The following is a 16,377-nucleotide window of genomic DNA, read 5'->3' on the forward strand; positions in this document are numbered from 1 at the left end:
TGACGGAGCCGGACAGGCCGGCCCGCGACCCAGTGCAGGAGGCAGCTCCATGGCCAAGTACGCGATCCTCATCTACGAAGACCCGGCCTTCTACGCGAACATCTCGCCCGAGGCGTGGCCCGCGGTGGTCGACGCCCACAGCAAGTTCGTCGAGCAGGTCTTCGCGCTCGGTGGGTCCCTGGCGGGCGGGGAGGCGCTCGCGCCCCCGACGACGGCCACCACGATCAAGGGTGGCGGCACGGTGACGGACGGCCCGTTCGTCGAGACCAAGGAGGCCTTGAACGGCATCTACGTCGTCGAGGCGCGCGACCTCGACCACGCCGTCGAGATCGCCAAGCTGTGCCCGGCCCCCGCCCCCGGCGGCGGCGTCGAGATCCGCCCGGTCGTGGACCCGACGACGAACCCGTTCTGATCGCTCCCAGCGACGATGCGACCGCGTCCGCCGTGCCGGCGGACGCGGTCGCTGCCGCGCTGACGCAGGCCCACCGCTCCGAGTGGGCCTTCGTGCTGTCCGCCACGGTGCGCGTCGCGGGCGACCTGGACGTCGCGGAGGAGTGCGCGCAGGAGGCGTACGTCAGCGCGCTGCAGGCCTGGACCCGGGACGGCGTCCCGGAGCGGCCCGGCGCGTGGCTGACCACGGCGGCGCGGAACCAGGCGCTGGACCGGTTGCGTCGCGAGGTCACCCTCCGGCGCAAGCTCCCGCTGCTCGTGGAGCCGGCGACCGTCGATCCGCACGACCCGGCCGACCTGGACTGGCCCGACGCCGCGGTGCCGGACGACCGGCTCCGGCTGGTGTTCACCTGCTGCCACCCCACCCTCGCCCCCGAGGCCCGCGTCGCCCTCACCCTGCGCCTGGTCTGCGGCGTTCCCACGCCCGACGTCGCCCGGGCCTTCCTGGTGTCCGAGCCGACGATGGCGGCACGGATCACCCGGGCCAAGAAGAAGATCGCCGAAGCGCGGATCCCCTACCGGGTCCCGGGCCGGGCGGAGCTGCCCGAGCGCCTGGACAGCGTGCTCACCGCCGTCCACCTGCTCTTCAGCACCGGCCACACGGCCGGCGAGGGGGACGCGCTCGTCCGTGAGGAGCTCTGCGACCGGGCCCTGCACCTCGCGCGCACCCTCGCCGCGCTGCTCCCCGAGCAGGCCGAGACCCGCGGCCTGCTGGGCCTGCTGCTCCTGACCGACGCGCGCCGGGCCGCCCGGACCGCCGAGCAGGGCCGGCTGCTCCTGCTCGGCGACCAGGACCGGACGCGCTGGGACCAGCGCGCGATCCTGGAGGGGCTCACGGTGACGGCCGGGGCGCTCGCGTCCGGCCCACCGGGGCGGTTCACCCTGCAGGCGGCGATCGCCGGCGTGCACGCGATGGCGCCGTCCCTGGAGCAGACCGACTGGCCGCGCGTCGTGCACCTCTACGACCGGCTGCTGGCGGTGTGGAACACCCCGGTGGTCGCGCTCAACCGGGCCGCCGCCGTGGCGTTCGCCGACGGTCCGGCCGCCGCCCTGCCGCTCCTCGACGAGCTGGCGACCGATCCCCGGCTCGCCGACTACCCCTACCTTCCCGCCACCCGCGCCGACCTGCTGCGCCGCCTCGGCGACGCCGCCGGCGCGGCTCAGTCGTACCGGCGCGCGATGGAGCTCACGGCGAACGCCGCGGAGCGCGCCTTCCTGGAGCAGCGCCTGGCCGAGGTCAGCCGCGCCGCCGGCGCCGAGCCCGCGCCCGGCTGAGGACGGCGGGCTCGGCGGTCTCCGCTCCGAGGCCTCGCCCGGGGCTCCCGCGTCGCGCCCTGGCTCGGGTTCTCATCCGCGTTCCGGTCGTCGCCTGTGCTCATCTGCGCCTCCTGGGGTGCGTGCCCGACCGGCAATCCGGCACCTCACTGCCGGTCTGCAACACGGCCAGGATCCGCTCCCACGTCCCGTCCGCCGACGAGCGACGATCCCGGTTGTGAACCGTCTGCCACGGGCCGAACCGGGCCGGCAGATCCCGCCACGGCGTGCCTGTCCGCGTCCGGTGGAACACCCCGTCGATCACCAGCCGGTGATCGGCCCATCGGTGCCCCTGCCGCGGATTCGGCGGCATCAACGGCGCCAGCAACGCCCACTGCTCGTCGGTCAGGTCGTGCCGGCTCAGCCGCTCGTCCATCACGTCCGACAGCCACAGACCCAACCCCAATGATCTACAAGACACGCTCTAACTGGTACCTCGGCACCTGACGGGTGTCAGCGGTAACGCCTGGGAACGGTCCAGTGCCGGCCGAACTCGAGGTCGAACGACGGGGGATCGAAGGGACTGTCGCCGCCGGCCGGGTAGCTCGTGAGTTCGCCCACCACGATGTCTCGGCGTCCCGGGCGTTCGGACCGAAGGCGATCACGCAGCAAGTAGAGGTCCACCCGTACGAAGTCTGTGCCGGTGCCCAGTCTCTGCGCGAGTTCGATCATCTCGGGCAATCGCTCCGGCGGCGCCGGGGTGGGCTCGGACCATGGGTGGCCACCGTGCAGCGGGAGATGGGTCCAGGACCGGGTGAAGAAATCCTGGGTCCGCGAACCGAGACGCCCGCGGTCGAGCTGGATGTACTGGCAGACGCCGTGGAACACGAAGAACTTGTAATCGTCCGGGACGCCCCTGTCGGGGCCGAGCAGCAGTTCCTCGATGAGGATGCGGCGGGGCACGTGACCGTAGGCCCATTCGCGATTGGGGCCCTGTCCGTAGAGCTGAGCGGTCCAGGCCGAGCCGAGAGCGACGAGTTGGTCGATGTCGACGTTGCTTGGCCGAATGTGTCGATAGACCCAACTGCCGTCCACTCCGGGTAACCGGGAGTCGGCCGGCGCTGTCTCGGACACGATGATCGCGACGCCGCTGCCGTGGGTGGGCTTGATGACGCAGGCGGCGGGAATCGAGATGTCGCCCAGCGCCTGGGGATCGTCGAGCAGGAAGTACAGCTGGGGCAGGTGCTCGGCACCGACCGCAGCGGTAACGTAGGCGCGAACCGCGGCCTTGTCCGCGAAGGTCACCATCAGACGGCGGTGGTCGCGCAGCATCTTGTAGCGGACCTTTTCGGTGAATGTGCGTGGATTGCGGGTCACCCACAACCGCCACAGGCGTACGAGGTAGCTGCGTTCACGCCAGGTGCGGCCTCGAGCCGAGGTGGTAGCCCGTTCGCGCGCAGACATGAGCTCATGATGTCAATCCAGGCAGGACCCGGCACCCACTCAACCGACCGCGGCGCCCCTGACGGCCGCGGCTACTGCGGTGGGCACTGCGGGGTCGAACACGGACGGGATGATGTACGTCGCGTTGAGCTGATCGTCGGACACACACCCGGCGATCGCCTCGGCAGCGGACAGCATCATCGGCGTGGTCACCTCGCGCGCACGGGCGTCGAGCAGGCCGCGGAAGACGCCAGGAAAGGCCAGCACGTTGTTGATCTGGTTGGGGTAGTCGCTGCGACCGGTGGCCATGACCGCTGCCAGCTGCCGTGCGGCATCGACGTCGACCTCGGGGTCGGGGTTCGCCAGGGCGAAGACCACTGGGTTCGGCGCCATCTCCTGGATCCACGCGGCGTCCAGCACACCCGGGGCGCTGACGCCGATGAACACGTCCGCGCCCTGCAGCGCGTCGCGCAGCGTGCCGGTGACGCACTCAGGGTTGGTGCGTTCGGCGAGACCGCGCTTGGCCGAGTTCAGCGAGAGATCATGCGGTGACAGGATTCCCTCACGGTCCCAGACGAGCACGTGGGTCACTCCGGCGGACAGCAGCAGCGTGACGATCGCGGTGCCGGCTGCGCCGCCACCAGCTACGACGATGCGCGCGTCGGCAAGCTGCTTGGCGACGCAGCGCAACGCGTTGGTCAGGGCCGCCGTCACCACGATGGCCGTGCCGTGCTGGTCGTCGTGGAAGACCGGGATGTCGAGGATGTCGCGCAGGCGGCGCTCGATCTCGAAGCAGCGCGGTGCCGAGATGTCCTCGAGGTTGATGCCGCCGAACCCGGGCGCGATCGCCTTGACGACCTGCACGATCTCGTCGGTGTCCTGCGTGTCGAGGCAGATCGGCCACGCGTCGATGTCGGCGAACCGCTTGAACAGGGCGGCCTTGCCCTCCATCACCGGCAGCGCTGCTCCGGGCCCGATGTTGCCGAGCCCGAGCACCGCCGAACCGTCGGTGACGACTGCGACCGAGTTGCCCTTGATGGTCAACTTCGCGACATCCTCGGGGTGCCGCGCCAGCGCCATCGACACCCGGCCCACGCCAGGCGTGTAGGCCATCGACAGGTCGTCGCGGGTCTTGAGCGCGACCTTCGACGTGACCGCGATCTTGCCGCCGAGATGGAGCAGGAAGGTGCGATCACTCACCCGGTGCACCTCGACCCCCGGCACCGCGCGCATGGCCTCGACGATCTCGACGGAGTGATCGGCGTTCGTGGCCGAGCAGGTGACATCGACGGTGACGCGGTCGGGACGGGACTCGCTGACGTCGATTGCCGTTAACAGGCCGCCGGCCTTACCGACCGCGGTCGCCAGCTCACCGACCACCGAGGCGCTGGGCTCGGCGTACAGCCGAACGGTGATGCTGTACGAGGCACCGGTGGGAAGCGGTCGACGGTCACTCATGACGCCCATCCTGCTCCGTCGCCCGGCCGTGCTGCGCTACCGGAAACGTCAGACGGCGAACTCCGCTCCCGGAGTGGCGATGTCGATGGTGCCGTGGAAGGCCGAGGCCGCTTCGTCGGCGGCCACCTGGCGCGAATTCCACGGCGGCACGTGCGTGATGATCAATCGGTCGACGCCCGCCTTGTCGGCGTGCTCGCCGGCCATCCGGCCGGTCAGGTGCAGGTCGGGCACGAATTCGTCGTCGGGTGCGACCGAGGCCTCGCAGAGCAGGACGTCGGCGCCCTCGGCGAGTGCCACGAGCTCGGCGGACTCGCCGGTGTCGGCGGAGTACACGAGCGAGCGGCCACCGAACTCGATGCGCACGCCGTTCGTCGGCGTGGGGTGGTTCATCGGTGCGTACGACAGTGCGAACGGCCCGAACTCACCTTGGATCGGGGTGGCGAACGAGAACAGCTCGTGCAGCCCCAACTTGCGGGCCAGCGGGTCGTAGGCCGCCTCGAGCCGGTCGCGGGTACCGGGCACGCCGACCAGCGGGATGCGCTTGTCGGGTCCCCGCAGCCGGTAGCCCTCGCCCCCGTAGCGCAGAGCCACGATGTAGGCGGTGAGGTCGATGCAGTGATCAGCGTGCAGATGTGAGATGACGATGGCGTCGACATCGGCCGGGTCGACGTAGCGCTGCAGCGCGCCGAACGCGCCGTGGCCGAGATCCAGGACCAGCCGGTAGCCCTCGGCCTCGAGCAGATATCCCGAAGCCGGCGAGTCGGGCCCGGGCACGCTGCCCGAACAGCCCAGCACCGTCACGGTGAAGTCGTCGCTCATGCCGCACCTCCTACCGCGACCACGGGCGTCTCGATCTGCGGTCCGAGGAAGCGCCGGCCGAGCTGGCGGAACGTCGCGTCGGGTCCGGTGGCCCGAAAGGAATGCTGAGGCGGAGCGGCACTGGCAGCATCAGCATCGTCGCTGCGCAGCAGGTCACGCGACATCAGCATGCGGAACACATCCTTCGCAGTCTCCTCGGCACTCGACACCAGAGTGACGGTGTCACCCATGACGACGGACAGCAATCCGGTGAGCAGCGGGTAGTGCGTGCACCCCAGGACGAGGGTGTCGACTCCGGCGGCGTTCAACGGCGCCAGGTAGGACTCAGCCAGGCCCAGCAGCTGCCGCCCACTCGTCACCCCACGCTCGACGAACTCGGCGAACCGGGGGCAGGCGGCCGCATAGACCTCGACACCCGACGCGGCCTCGAAAGCGTCCTGGTACGCCCCGCTGGTGATGGTGACGGCGGTGCCGATGACGCCGATCCGACCGTTGCGGGTGGCGGCGACGGCGCGGCGCACAGCGGGCATGACGACCTCGACCACCGGCACGTCGTAGCGCTCGCGGGCATCGCGCAGGCAGGCCGAGGACGCGCTGTTGCAGGCGATGACCAAGGCTTTGACGCCGGTGTCGACGAGCTCGTCCATGACGGCGAGCGCGTAGCGCCGGACGTCCGCAATGGGCTTCGGGCCGTACGGGCTGTGCGCGGTGTCACCGACGTAGTGCAGCGCCTCGTGGGGCAGCTGGTCGAGCACGGCGCGGGCGACGGTGAGCCCGCCGACACCTGAGTCGACCATGCCGATCGGCGCGTCGCGCCGGGACGGGGCAGGAGGCACGGGCGTCACGATACGGCTCCGCGGCGGGGTCGGAGTCGCTCGCCCCTGCGCGGGTGCAGTACTGCCCCTACTGCCGCGCCGGCCACGAAACCGCAGACGTGCGCCTGCCACGACACGTGTGAGTGCGGCACAGGGACCAGGCCGTTCAGCAGCGTGCCGAAGATGGCGAGCACCATCGCGGCCGAGACGATCCACCGGATCCGGCGCGACACGACGGCCCGCGCGATGAGGTAACCCAGCCAGCCGAACACCAACGCGCTCGCGCCCACGATGACTGTGTCGCCCGGCCCGACTGCCCAGGTCAGCAGACCGCCGCCGACTACGACCACGGACGTCACGATCGACCAGACCCGCAGTCCCTCGATCAGCACGACCCAGCCGATGAGCAGGAGTGGCAACGTGTTCGACAGCAGGTGGTCCCAGCTCGCGTGCAGGAACGGCATGGTCAGCACGCCCCAGAGCCCCGAGACCGTGCGGGGCCGCAGCCCGAAGCGGTCTAGCCCGTAATCGTCCTGCACATTGACGATCTGCACGATCCACACCACTGCGGTCAGCAGGACCATCGAGACGATCGCACCGCTCCAGCTAGCGGCGTCGAAGCGTCGCAGGCGGGATCGCAGCGCGGGCGAAGTCACGTTACCGAGGGTAAGGCGTGTGTCTGACCATCCGGCCTGATGTCGAATTGTTCGACCCCGAACCGTCGTCGGCTCGAACGGTTGTTCGAACTCCGAACGGCGCGCAACCTGAACTACAGTGCACCGATGGACGAACGGGACATCGTCGACGAATTGGTCGAGCAGTGGCGCCACGTGCCGCCCCACCTCGGCGACGAGGCCTACGAGGCCATGGCCACCATCGGCCGGTTGACCCGCATCGGCTTGCTGCTGGCCCCCCTCATCGAACGGACGTTCGCTTCGTACGACATCGCCCGAGGCGAATTCGACGTGCTCGGCACCCTGCTGCGCCAAGGACGTCCGTACACCACGACCCCAACCGTGATGGCCCGCCTGCACATGCTTTCCCCGGGCGCCATGACGAACCGGCTCGACCGCCTGGAAAAGGCCGGGTACGTGCAGCGCGCTCACGATCCAGACAACCGACGCAGCGTCCTCGTGAGCTTGACGCCCCGCGGTCGCGAGCTGGCCGAGACCGCACTCGAAGCGCACGTCCAGAACGAGAAGCAGCTGCTCAGCGTGTTGAACCTGACCGATCGACGCCGCCTCGACACCGCCCTGCGACGGTTCCTCAACGCGCTCGAGTCCTGACCAGGCTCAGATGACGGCGCGGATCGACGCCGTGTGCAGACCGGTGGCACCCGAAGGGAACACGTCGCGGACCTTGGCGTCCTGGACCCGGCCCAACGTGTCGGTGGCACGGACGCGGATCGTGTACTGGCCCGACTCCTGCGGCGTCCACGCATAGACCCACTGGCGCCAGGTGTCCTCCGACGGCACCGCCGCGAGCCGAGCCGTCGCCCATGGGCCGTTGTTGATCTGCACCTCTACCTTGCCGATGCCCACGTGCTGCTCCCACGCCACCCCGGCGACGGCGAACGGCTCGCCGACGTTGAGCACCTCGTTCGAGCTGGGTCGGTCGATGCGCGAGGCCATGCGGATGGGCGCGTCCTGCGCCCAACCGCCCTCGACCCAGTAAGCCTTGTGCTTGGCAAACGTCGTCGCCTCAAGGTCGACAACCCATTTGCAGGCCGAAATGTAGCCGTATAGGCCGGGCACGACGACCCGCACCGGGAACCCGTGCTCGACGGGCAGCGCCTTGCCGTTCATACCTACCGCGAGCAGGGCGGCGCGACCGTCCATGACCGTGCGTGCCGGGGCGCCGATGGTCATGCCGTCTTCCGAGGTCATCAGCAGCTGGTCGGCGCCGGAGCGCAGGCCGGCCTCGCGCAACAGGGCGTCGAGCCGCACGCCACGAAACAGGGCGTTGCTGACCAGGTCGCCACCGACCTCGTTCGACACGCAATTCAGGGTCACCCAGTGCTCCTCGAGCGGGCGGGCGAGCAGTTCCTTGAACGACAGCGTCATCGGCGTGTCGACCAGACCGTGGATGCGCAGCTTCCAGGAGTCCGGGTCGATCTGCGGCACGGACAGCGCGGTGTCGATGCGGTAGAAGTCGGCGTTGGACGTGCGCCACGGCACGCCGCTCTTACCCAGGTCGACGCCGGCCGGCACGGCGGACGACTGTGCGCTCGCCGCGGGCAGCGCCAGTTTCCTGCGCTTGGCGGCGACATCGAAACGGGCGTGCTGGGCGGCCCGTCCGCCGAAGCCGGCGAGCGCGGCCAGCACAGCCGCGGCGCCGGACCCCGCCAGGAAAACCCGGCGGTCGGCGAGAGCAGGTGCGGGCCGGTCGCCGGCGGCCTCGCCGGGGTGCGCGAGGCGGACGAGCCCCGCCAGTACGGCCATGGCGACCGCGGTGCCGATCAGGCTGGGCAGGACGTCACTGGCCCGGCTCGCAGGCGCAGTTGCGGCGCAGTAGACAGCGAAGGCACCGATCAGGGCCACCCCGACCAACCCTGCGACGAGCGAGCGCAGGGCCAACGTGCCGATCAATGCCGCGACGAGGGCCAGCACGACGCAGATACCGACGATCAGGTAAGTCTTGTCGTTCGTCCCCACCTTGCCGATGGCCGGGCGCTTCCACGACTCGGGCGTCAGGACAATGATCCGGTTGCCCACCGCAATCAGGGGCGCGGCGACCGGGCGGACCAGCACGGCCACGGTCTCGCCCACGCCCACGGCGACGAACGCCGTGAGCACACCTATCAACCAACCGATCGCGGTCCTGGAGCGCACACAGTCATCTTCCCAGCGAGGCCTCGCGCCAGTTCTTACGGATCAGGAGCGTTTCAGGCCCACAGCTCGCCCTCGAGGCGTTCGGCGGCCTGCTGCAGGGTGCCGGTGTACGCGCCGGTCGACAGGTACTTCCAACCGCCGTCGCAGACGACAAAGGCGATGTCGGCGCTGACGCCCGGTTCGACCCGCTCGGCGATCGACAGCGCCGCGTGCAGGATCGCCCCTGTCGAGATACCGGCGAAAATGCCCTCGTGGTCGATGAGGTCGCGGGTGCGGCGCAGCGCGTCGTAGGACGTGACCGAGAAACGACGGGTCAACACCGAGTCGTCGTAGAGCTCAGGGACGAAGCCCTCGTCGATGTTGCGCAGGCCGTAGACCAGCTCGCCGTAGCGCGGTTCGGCCGCCACGATCTGCACGTCCGGCACCTTCTCGCGCAGGTAGCGCCCAGCACCCATCAGGGTTCCGGTAGTGCCCAGCCCCGCAACGAAGTGCGTGATGGTGGGCAGGTCGCGAAGTAGCTCGGGGCCGGTTCCGTCGTAGTGCGCCTGCGCGTTGGCTGCGTTGCCGTACTGATAGAGCATCACCCAGTCGGGATACTGCTCGGCCAGCTGCTTGGCGGTGGCCACGGCCTGGTTCGACCCGCCGGCCGCAGGTGAGGAGATGATCCGGGCCCCGAACATCTCGAGCAGCTGACGGCGCTCGACGGAGGTGTTCTCGGGCATCACACAGACCAGGCCGTACCCGCGCAGCTTGGCCACCATGGCCAGCGAGATGCCGGTGTTGCCCGACGTGGGCTCGAGAATCGTGCAACCCGGGGTCAGCCGACCGCTCGCCTCGGCGGCGTCGATCATGGCCAACGCCGCGCGATCCTTGATCGAGCCGGTCGGATTTCGGTCCTCGAGCTTGGCCCACAGCCGAACCGGGTGCTCGCCCTCCCAGCGTGGGGACAGGTGCGGCAGACCGACGAGCGGGGTGTTCCCCAGCGCGTCGATCAGCGAGTCGTAGCGAGCCATGGAAAACCTCGGAAGCCGCCGGCTATGCCGGATTCCGGCTGCCGCCGGCAACCGCAGGAAGGATGGTGACCGAGTCGCCGTCCTTCAGCTCCGTGTCCAGCGAGCCGGTGAACCGGACGTCCTCGTCGTTGACGTAGATGTTGACGAACCGGTGCAGCGCACCCTCGTCGGTGAGCAGGCGGCCCTTGATGCCGTTGTGGCTGGCGTCGAGGTCGTCGATGAGGGACGACAGCGTGGCGCCCTTGCCTTCGACGGACTTCTCGCCGCCGGTGTACGTGCGCAGGATCGTCGGGATCTTGACCTCGATGGCCATGCTGATGCGTACTCCTGGAGATAGGTGGATGAACGGCTTCCGGTGCAACGCCGTTGCTCGCCGATATCGTCCCACCCGCCGCCGGAATGTCCCAGGCCGGTGGTTCAGACGACCTCGACCGGCTCCTCGGTGACCTGCCCGTCGACGATCCGGTACGAGCGGAACTCGGTCTCGTCGTCGGAGCGGGTGGACACCAGGACGTAGTGGGCCTGGGGTTCGCTCGCGTAGGCGATGTCGGTACGTGACGGGTACGCCTCCGTGGCGGTGTGCGAGTGGTAGACGACTACCGGTTCCTCGTCGTTGCTGTCGAGCTCCCGGTACAGCGCCAACAGGTCGGCCGAATCGAACTCGTAGAACGTAGGCGATCGCGCCGCGTTGAGCATCGGCACGAAGCGCTCGGGGCGGTCGCTGCCCTCGGGTCCGGCGACGATGCCGCAGGCCTCGTCCGGATGGTCGCGGCGGGCGTGGGCGACGATCTCGTCATGGATCGCCCGGTCGATACGCAGCACGGGAACCGACCCTACCGACCGCGCGTGGGCGACGTCAGCGCATGAGGCGGCTGACCACGGTGTCCTGCACCGCGGTCAGCCAGTGATACAGGACCCTCGGGTGCTGCTCGGGGTCCGTCAGATCGATCTCGTCGTCGTCCTCACTGATGCCGAGCCGGGTACCCAGGGCGAGGCGCAGGTCGTTGAGCACCTGGATCCAGCGGGTGGCGTCGGCGGGATCGCCCAGGTCCAGATCGTTGTTGGCCAGGTCGGCAACGCACGCTGCGATGCGACCGATCCGGTCGTCACGCAGTCCGGACTCCGTGAGGTTGCGGTACGCCGCCGCGATGTCGGCATCGTCGCGGTTGGCCGACGGGTAGAGCCGCGCGGTCACCGGGTCGTCGGTGTCGCTCGCGCGCACCGCGGTGTCTAGCTCGGCGAGCAGCGAGGTGAGGATGTCGACCTCGACCGGGTCCAGATGCAGCCGAAGGTGTCCCCGCTTGTGGGAGACGTTCACGTCTGCTGTTCCAGGGTTGCCCACAGTCCGTAGCCGTGCAGGGTGTTGACGTCGAGCTCCATCCGTTCGCGCGTGCCCGACGAGACCACCGCGCGGCCCTTCTGATGGACGTCCAACATTAGCTTCTCGGCCTTGGCCTTCTCGTAGCCGAACACGGTCATGAACACGTGGGTGACGTAGGACATCAGGTTGATCGGGTCGTTCCAGACGATCGTGATCCACGGCAGGTCCGGATCGGCGGACAGCTCGACCTCGATCTCCTGTGACGTCTCGCGCTGTGGCGCCACCGTGCCGGCCATGCGTCCATGGTGTCACGTTGCTACGTTCAGCTACGTGGCTGCCGACCCGCGGGCGAGCGTCGACTCGGTGGGCCTGGGCCTGTTGCTCGCCGGCACCCTTGCTGCGGCGGTGTCGTTCGTCACGCTGCACTGGTACTCGGTCGACTCGGCGACCGACTCGGCCGGTGACGGGTTCACTTTCGCCGACCTGCACGGCAACGCCGACCAGCTGGGCGTGCCGGTGGCCACCGCCTACTTCGACAGGTTGGCCTGGGGCCTCGTTGCCGTGGTGGTCCTGCTCGGGGTGGCCGCGCGCGTGCCGTCGCCGCTCGCGCCGCTCGTGCGGGTCCTGGGCTTCCTCACCGGCGCCCTGGGTGTCGCCATGACGTTCTACGCGCTCGCGCAGCTGTTCGACGCCCAGCGCGCCGCAGGTGGGTCCGAGCACGGGGTGCTGCACAACGCGGGGCCCGGGTTGTGGCTCGCGTGCGCGGGTTACGTCCTACTGGCACTCGGCGCGGTCGTGGTCCCGCGTCGGGAATCCGGACGCTCTGCCACGATCGACCGATGACGACGGGGTTGCTCACCGACCGCTACGAGCTCACAATGCTCCAGGCGGCCCTGCGCGACGGCACCGCCGACCGGCACTGCGTCTTCGAGGTGTTCGCCCGCCGGCTGCCCGAGGGGCGTCGGTACGGCGTGGTGGCCGGTACCGGGCGGTTGCTCGACGCCGTGGCCGAGTTCGCGTTCGACGCCGACCAGCTCGACATGCTGCGCAGCGCAGGTGTCATCGACGACGTCACGGCCGAACACCTCGACGGCTACCGCTTCAGTAGTGACATCGACGGCTATCGCGAGGGAGAGCTGTACTTCCCGGGCTCCCCCGTGCTGACGGTGAGCGGGTCGTTCGCCGACGCGGTCATCCTCGAGACGCTCGTGCTTTCGGTGCTGAACCACGACTGCGCGGTCGCTGCAGCCGCGGCGCGCATGGTCACTGCGGCGGGCGGGCGGCCGATCATCGAGATGGGCTCACGCCGCACCCACGAGCAGTCGGCCGTCGCCGCTGCCCGGGCGTCGTACCTGGCGGGTTTCGCCAGCACGTCGAACCTGGAGGCGGCTTACCGCTTCGGGGTGCCCACCGCCGGCACCGCGGCGCACGCGTTCACCCTGCTGCACGACGACGAGCGGTCGGCGTTCGCCGCCCAGGTCGCGGCCTTCGGCCCGGGCACCACGCTGCTCGTCGACACCTACGACATCACCCGCGGCATCGAGCTCGCGGTCGAGGTCGCCGGCCCCGAGCTGGGCGCGGTGCGCATCGATTCCGGCGATCTCGGCGAGCTGGCCAATCAGGCGCGCGCCCAGCTCGACGGGCTGGGCAATCAGAACACGATGATCGTGGTCAGTGGCGACCTGGACGAGTTCGCCATCGCATCGCTCGCCGCGCGGCCCGTCGACTCCTACGGCGCCGGCACCGCCGTGGTCGTCGGCTCCGGCGCCCCGACGGCCGGCATGGTCTACAAGCTCGTCGAGGTCGACGGCCGGCCGGTGGCCAAGCGGTCCGCAGCCAAGGCCAGTCGGGGCGGGCGCAAGACGGCGCTGCGGGCCTACAAGGAGTCCGGTACCGCCGTCGAGGAGCTCGTGCTCACGGGGCCCGCGGCGCCGGGGCCGCTCGAATCGAGCCTGCAGGTTCCGCACGTCCGCGACGGGGTGCGGGTCGAGGGGCTGCCGACCCTGACCGAGTCGCGCGAGCACCTCGCGCAGGCCCTCGTCACTCTGCCCTGGGACGGGCTGAAGCTCTCGCGCGGGGAGCCGGCGATCCCGACCCGGTTCGCGCCGGTCTCCTAGGATCACCCACATGACGAAGGCCGTGATCGTGGTCGATGTCCAGAACGACTTCTGCGAGGGCGGTTCGCTTGCCGTCCAGGGCGGCACGGAGGTCGCCCGCGGGGTCAGCGCCCGGCTGGCCGAGGGTGGCTACGAGCACGCCGTGGCCACCCGCGACCACCACATCGAACCTGGTGCGCACTTCTCGACGTCCCCGGACTTCCACCAGTCCTGGCCGCCGCACTGCGTCGTGGGCACACCCGGCGTCTCGCTGCACCCTGACCTCGACGTGTCGCGGATCGAAGCCGTGTTCGACAAGGGCGAGTACGAGGCTGCGTACTCCGGATTCGAGGCGGTCGCCGACGGCGCCGCCCTCGCCGACTGGCTAGACGAACGCGGCGTCGACACCGTCGAGATCGTCGGCATCGCCACCGATCACTGCGTCCGCGCCACCGCCCTGGACGCGGCCCGGCTGGGGTTCGCCACCGAGATCCGCCTCGACCTCACCGCCGGCGTCGCGGCGTCGTCGACCGAGTCGGCGCTGGGTGAGTTCCGCGACGCCGGCATCACCACCCACGGGGTGCCGATCGTCCGCGGCTGAGTGTCTGGTCGGGACGCACACCGCTGGGCTGGGTAGGTTCGACGGCATGACTTTTGACGATCCGCACAACAGCGAGACGCGTCGGCTGCCCCGTCAGCCCCAATACGGGCAGGAGCCTTACGGGCAACAACCCTACGGACAGCAGCCCCACGGGCAGCCGGGTTTTCCGCAGCAGCCGCCGACAGGGCAGCGTCCGCGTTTCAACGACTCGACCGCGAACCCGTTCGGCGCGGCCAGCGACCAAGCGTTCGGGATCGTCAGCACCGTCCTTGCCCTGCTCGGCGGCATCGTCGGCGTCGTCGCGCTCACCGGGCTCGAGTGGTTCAAGGGCGGTGCGACCTTCTCCGACACCGACAATCTGCTCGACGGGGCAGGTGATCGCGCGAACAGCTTCGCGTCCGCCTACTTCGGGTGGCTGGCGTGGACGTTCCTGATCGTCGCGGTGATTGCTGCGCTGGCTGCGAGCTTCCCCTCGCCGGCGCTACGCATCATGCGGGTCATCGGGGTAGTCGTCGGCATCGCCGCAGCCGGGTTGAGCTTCCTGGCCCTGCAGTGGGACATCGCCTCCTACAGCGAGGTCATCAAGAACGCGCGGATCGGCTTCTACCTGCTGGTCATCGCCTTTGTGCTCGTCGGCACCGGTGCAGGGATAGGTCCTCGTAAGGTCTGATTGCGCATTGCGCCGTTAGCGTTGATCACATGAGCGCGCCGGGATACAGCCAGTCGTACGGATCGCCCGAATACGCATCGCCGAAGTAAGGGCAGCCGGCCGTCCCACGCAAGCGCTTCGGCGTTATGGGCGCGGTGCTGGCGCTGATCGGCGCAGGCTTAGGGGTCGTTGCCTTTACCGCAGTGAACTGGTTCGACTGCACGTTCAACCGGCAGGACGATTCCACTCTCGCCACCATCCACGACGTCCTCATCAAGATCGGTGCGACAGGCGCGGCCAAGAACATCGCGAACAACTATTTCGCCTGGGTCGGCTGGGCGCTGCTCGCTCACTGCAATCGCGGCGCTGATGGACCCGCGCAAGACCTGACGCCCGCTCCCCCTCGGTGATCAACTGCATTTTCGTCGATCAGCGACGTGGATCCGCAGTTGATCACCTGGGTGGGGGTTCAGAGCCTGCTGACGAGCCGCGGCAGAACTAAGGGCGCGGGTTCGCCCGGCATCAGACCGCAACGGGAGCCAGGTTCGACACCCAGCTCCGCGGCACGACTGTCGAGCCAACGGGCGACCGAGGCGGTCCAGCGGCTGTCCGTCGTGATGCGAGACGGCGGTAAGTGCAGCACCGACAGTCCCGCGGCGGTGAGTGCCGCGTGCCGGTCCAGTGTGTGCAGCCAGTCGACGCGACGGAAGTGGTACTCGGCGCTGTCGATCTCGAGAGCGGCCCACAGCGCCCGCCACAACACGTCGACCGTGAAGACGTGCCGACGACACCCGTCCAGGATGGGGACGTTTAGCTCGAAGAGCGGTAGCGCGCCGCGCTGCAGGCCCGTGAGAGCGCGGGCCTCGGCGATCGAGCGGGCGCCGACAGAGACTTCCTCCAATGCCCGACGGAAGAACGCACTGCCGCGTTGCGGGCAGTCGGTCAGCTCGCCGACGAGGTCACCAAGTTCGCAATGCCCCCGCTGGATCGCGGTGGCCACGATGTCTCGAACCGAGTTCAGCGTCGGAAGGCATACCGCGACGTCGGCCGTGGCGCGGGCGGTCGTTACCACCGGCGTCAACGGCAGGTCTGCCTCCTCCGGCGTCCACGTCGTGCCATACGGACGGTTCGTTCTGCGGATGAGTAAGGGGCCGAGGCGTCGGGAACGATGCTCCCGGGTCAGCACGAGTACGGGTAGCTGTTGGACGGGAACGCCCCGCACGAGACCCGCGTCACGCAAGACCTCCCAACCGCTCACCGCCGCTGATGGCCCGGCCAACAGAACACCGGCTGCGGCCCAGTCGTACCGCGTCGGTGGATCGGGACGAGTCAGGACCGCGCCCGCGCAGATGCGCCGCCACGAACCGTGCGCCAACTGCGTGCGAGTGGTGGCTGCCGTGACACCGTGCTGCTCGGCAAGCGCGACAGTGAGGACGCGCGGAAGTTCGTGAGCGCGGATCAGCGGCATCCCCGCAGCGTGCAACCTCGGCGCCGGCCGCGATGGGCTCCAACCCCCACTGTGGACAAGCACGCAGGGTGTGGACCGTGCGGCCCTGATCAACTGCGGATTTGCGTTGTTTAGCGACTGAAATCCGCAGTTGATCATCAGGAGAGGCGGGCGGGCGGG

20 protein-coding genes and 1 pseudogene are annotated in these 16,377 nt (G+C 69.5%); 8 read left to right on the plus strand and 13 right to left on the minus strand.

The features are described 5' to 3' along the window. Together ACFFC4_RS20545 and ACFFC4_RS20550 are read left to right on the plus strand one after the other, a co-directional pair. On the plus strand, positions 1 to 412 hold a 412-nt coding region (locus tag ACFFC4_RS20545; RefSeq protein ID WP_375504349.1), incomplete at its 5' end, for a YciI family protein. 92 nt (positions 413 to 504) lie between these two features. Further along, positions 505 to 1,725 (plus strand): RNA polymerase sigma factor, encoded by a 1,221-nt coding sequence (locus ACFFC4_RS20550; RefSeq protein WP_375504384.1) that lies wholly within the window; start codon positions 505 to 507, stop codon positions 1,723 to 1,725. Positions 1,726 to 1,882: 157 nt separating this feature from the next. Here ACFFC4_RS20550 and ACFFC4_RS20555 read toward each other — a convergent pair. The 6 genes and pseudogenes from ACFFC4_RS20555 to ACFFC4_RS20580 all read right to left on the minus strand — a co-directional run. Next, a pseudogene (locus ACFFC4_RS20555) lies at positions 1,883 to 2,128 on the minus strand (transposase); the annotation flags it as partial. A gap of 89 nt (positions 2,129 to 2,217) precedes the next feature. Further along, on the minus strand, positions 2,218 to 3,168 hold the full coding sequence (locus ACFFC4_RS20560; RefSeq protein WP_375504351.1) for an ATP-grasp fold amidoligase family protein: 951 nt from the start codon (positions 3,166 to 3,168) through the stop codon (positions 2,218 to 2,220). Positions 3,169 to 3,207: 39 nt separating this feature from the next. Continuing rightward, positions 3,208 to 4,605, minus strand: coding sequence for an NAD-dependent malic enzyme (locus tag ACFFC4_RS20565; RefSeq protein ID WP_375504353.1), 1,398 nt, complete (start codon positions 4,603 to 4,605; stop codon positions 3,208 to 3,210). A gap of 48 nt (positions 4,606 to 4,653) precedes the next feature. Further along, on the minus strand, positions 4,654 to 5,424 hold the full coding sequence (locus ACFFC4_RS20570; RefSeq protein ID WP_375504355.1) for an MBL fold metallo-hydrolase: 771 nt from the start codon (positions 5,422 to 5,424) through the stop codon (positions 4,654 to 4,656). Then, complete coding sequence (gene murI, locus ACFFC4_RS20575; protein WP_375504387.1) at positions 5,421 to 6,221, minus strand: glutamate racemase; 801 nt, start codon at positions 6,219 to 6,221, stop codon at positions 5,421 to 5,423. The genes ACFFC4_RS20570 and murI overlap by 4 nt, the downstream gene beginning before the upstream one ends. Before the next feature lie 44 nt (positions 6,222 to 6,265). Continuing rightward, the gene (locus tag ACFFC4_RS20580; protein ID WP_375504357.1) at positions 6,266 to 6,895 is read right to left on the minus strand and encodes a rhomboid family intramembrane serine protease; all 630 of its coding nucleotides are present in this window, start codon (positions 6,893 to 6,895) and stop codon (positions 6,266 to 6,268) included. A 126-nt stretch (positions 6,896 to 7,021) separates the two neighbouring features. Between ACFFC4_RS20580 and ACFFC4_RS20585 the strand changes: the two genes are divergently transcribed. Beyond that, on the plus strand, positions 7,022 to 7,525 hold the full coding sequence (locus ACFFC4_RS20585) for a MarR family winged helix-turn-helix transcriptional regulator (RefSeq protein WP_375504359.1): 504 nt from the start codon (positions 7,022 to 7,024) through the stop codon (positions 7,523 to 7,525). A gap of 6 nt (positions 7,526 to 7,531) precedes the next feature. Here the strand turns inward: ACFFC4_RS20585 and ACFFC4_RS20590 are convergent, their stop codons facing one another. The 6 genes from ACFFC4_RS20590 to clpS form a co-directional block, all read right to left on the minus strand. After that, the gene (locus ACFFC4_RS20590; protein ID WP_375504361.1) at positions 7,532 to 9,070 is read right to left on the minus strand and encodes a molybdopterin-dependent oxidoreductase; all 1,539 of its coding nucleotides are present in this window, start codon (positions 9,068 to 9,070) and stop codon (positions 7,532 to 7,534) included. Between the two features lie 53 nt (positions 9,071 to 9,123). Beyond that, positions 9,124 to 10,083, minus strand: a complete 960-nt coding sequence (locus ACFFC4_RS20595; protein ID WP_375504363.1) for a PLP-dependent cysteine synthase family protein — start codon at positions 10,081 to 10,083, stop codon at positions 9,124 to 9,126. Positions 10,084 to 10,105: 22 nt separating this feature from the next. Continuing rightward, positions 10,106 to 10,396, minus strand: coding sequence for a MoaD/ThiS family protein (locus ACFFC4_RS20600; protein ID WP_375504365.1), 291 nt, complete (start codon positions 10,394 to 10,396; stop codon positions 10,106 to 10,108). 104 nt (positions 10,397 to 10,500) lie between these two features. Then, positions 10,501 to 10,905, minus strand: coding sequence for a Mov34/MPN/PAD-1 family protein (locus ACFFC4_RS20605; protein WP_375504367.1), 405 nt, complete (start codon positions 10,903 to 10,905; stop codon positions 10,501 to 10,503). Positions 10,906 to 10,939: 34 nt separating this feature from the next. Continuing rightward, positions 10,940 to 11,401 carry a DUF2017 family protein gene (locus ACFFC4_RS20610; RefSeq protein WP_375504369.1) on the minus strand — a complete coding sequence of 154 codons (462 nt, stop codon included), beginning with the start codon at positions 11,399 to 11,401 and terminating at the stop codon, positions 10,940 to 10,942. Continuing rightward, positions 11,398 to 11,700, minus strand: a complete 303-nt coding sequence (clpS, locus tag ACFFC4_RS20615; RefSeq protein ID WP_375504371.1) for an ATP-dependent Clp protease adapter ClpS — start codon at positions 11,698 to 11,700, stop codon at positions 11,398 to 11,400. Before clpS ends, ACFFC4_RS20610 begins: the two co-directional genes overlap by 4 nt. Before the next feature lie 34 nt (positions 11,701 to 11,734). On the opposite strand from clpS, the gene ACFFC4_RS20620 reads away from it, so the two are divergent. The 5 genes from ACFFC4_RS20620 (at position 11,735) to ACFFC4_RS20640 (ending at position 15,160) form a co-directional block, all read left to right on the plus strand. Continuing rightward, positions 11,735 to 12,247 (plus strand): hypothetical protein, encoded by a 513-nt coding sequence (locus ACFFC4_RS20620; RefSeq protein WP_375504372.1) that lies wholly within the window; start codon positions 11,735 to 11,737, stop codon positions 12,245 to 12,247. Continuing rightward, the gene (locus ACFFC4_RS20625) at positions 12,244 to 13,521 is read left to right on the plus strand and encodes a nicotinate phosphoribosyltransferase (protein ID WP_375504374.1); all 1,278 of its coding nucleotides are present in this window, start codon (positions 12,244 to 12,246) and stop codon (positions 13,519 to 13,521) included. The genes ACFFC4_RS20620 and ACFFC4_RS20625 overlap by 4 nt, the downstream gene beginning before the upstream one ends. 10 nt (positions 13,522 to 13,531) lie before the next feature. Further along, positions 13,532 to 14,101, plus strand: a complete 570-nt coding sequence (locus tag ACFFC4_RS20630) for an isochorismatase family protein (RefSeq protein ID WP_375504376.1) — start codon at positions 13,532 to 13,534, stop codon at positions 14,099 to 14,101. A 46-nt stretch (positions 14,102 to 14,147) separates the two neighbouring features. Beyond that, positions 14,148 to 14,771, plus strand: a complete 624-nt coding sequence (locus ACFFC4_RS20635; protein ID WP_375504378.1) for a hypothetical protein — start codon at positions 14,148 to 14,150, stop codon at positions 14,769 to 14,771. Between the two features lie 125 nt (positions 14,772 to 14,896). Then, positions 14,897 to 15,160 (plus strand): hypothetical protein, encoded by a 264-nt coding sequence (locus ACFFC4_RS20640; protein ID WP_375504380.1) that lies wholly within the window; start codon positions 14,897 to 14,899, stop codon positions 15,158 to 15,160. Positions 15,161 to 15,219: 59 nt separating this feature from the next. Here the strand turns inward: ACFFC4_RS20640 and ACFFC4_RS20645 are convergent, their stop codons facing one another. Next, positions 15,220 to 16,218: a hypothetical protein gene (locus ACFFC4_RS20645; protein ID WP_375504382.1), complete on the minus strand. Its 999-nt coding sequence runs from the start codon at positions 16,216 to 16,218 to the stop codon at positions 15,220 to 15,222. Positions 16,219 to 16,377: the final 159 nt, after the last annotated feature.

The sequence above is a fragment of the uncultured Jatrophihabitans sp. genome (assembly GCF_964244045.1).
Lineage (GTDB): Bacteria > Actinomycetota > Actinomycetes > Mycobacteriales > Jatrophihabitantaceae > Jatrophihabitans.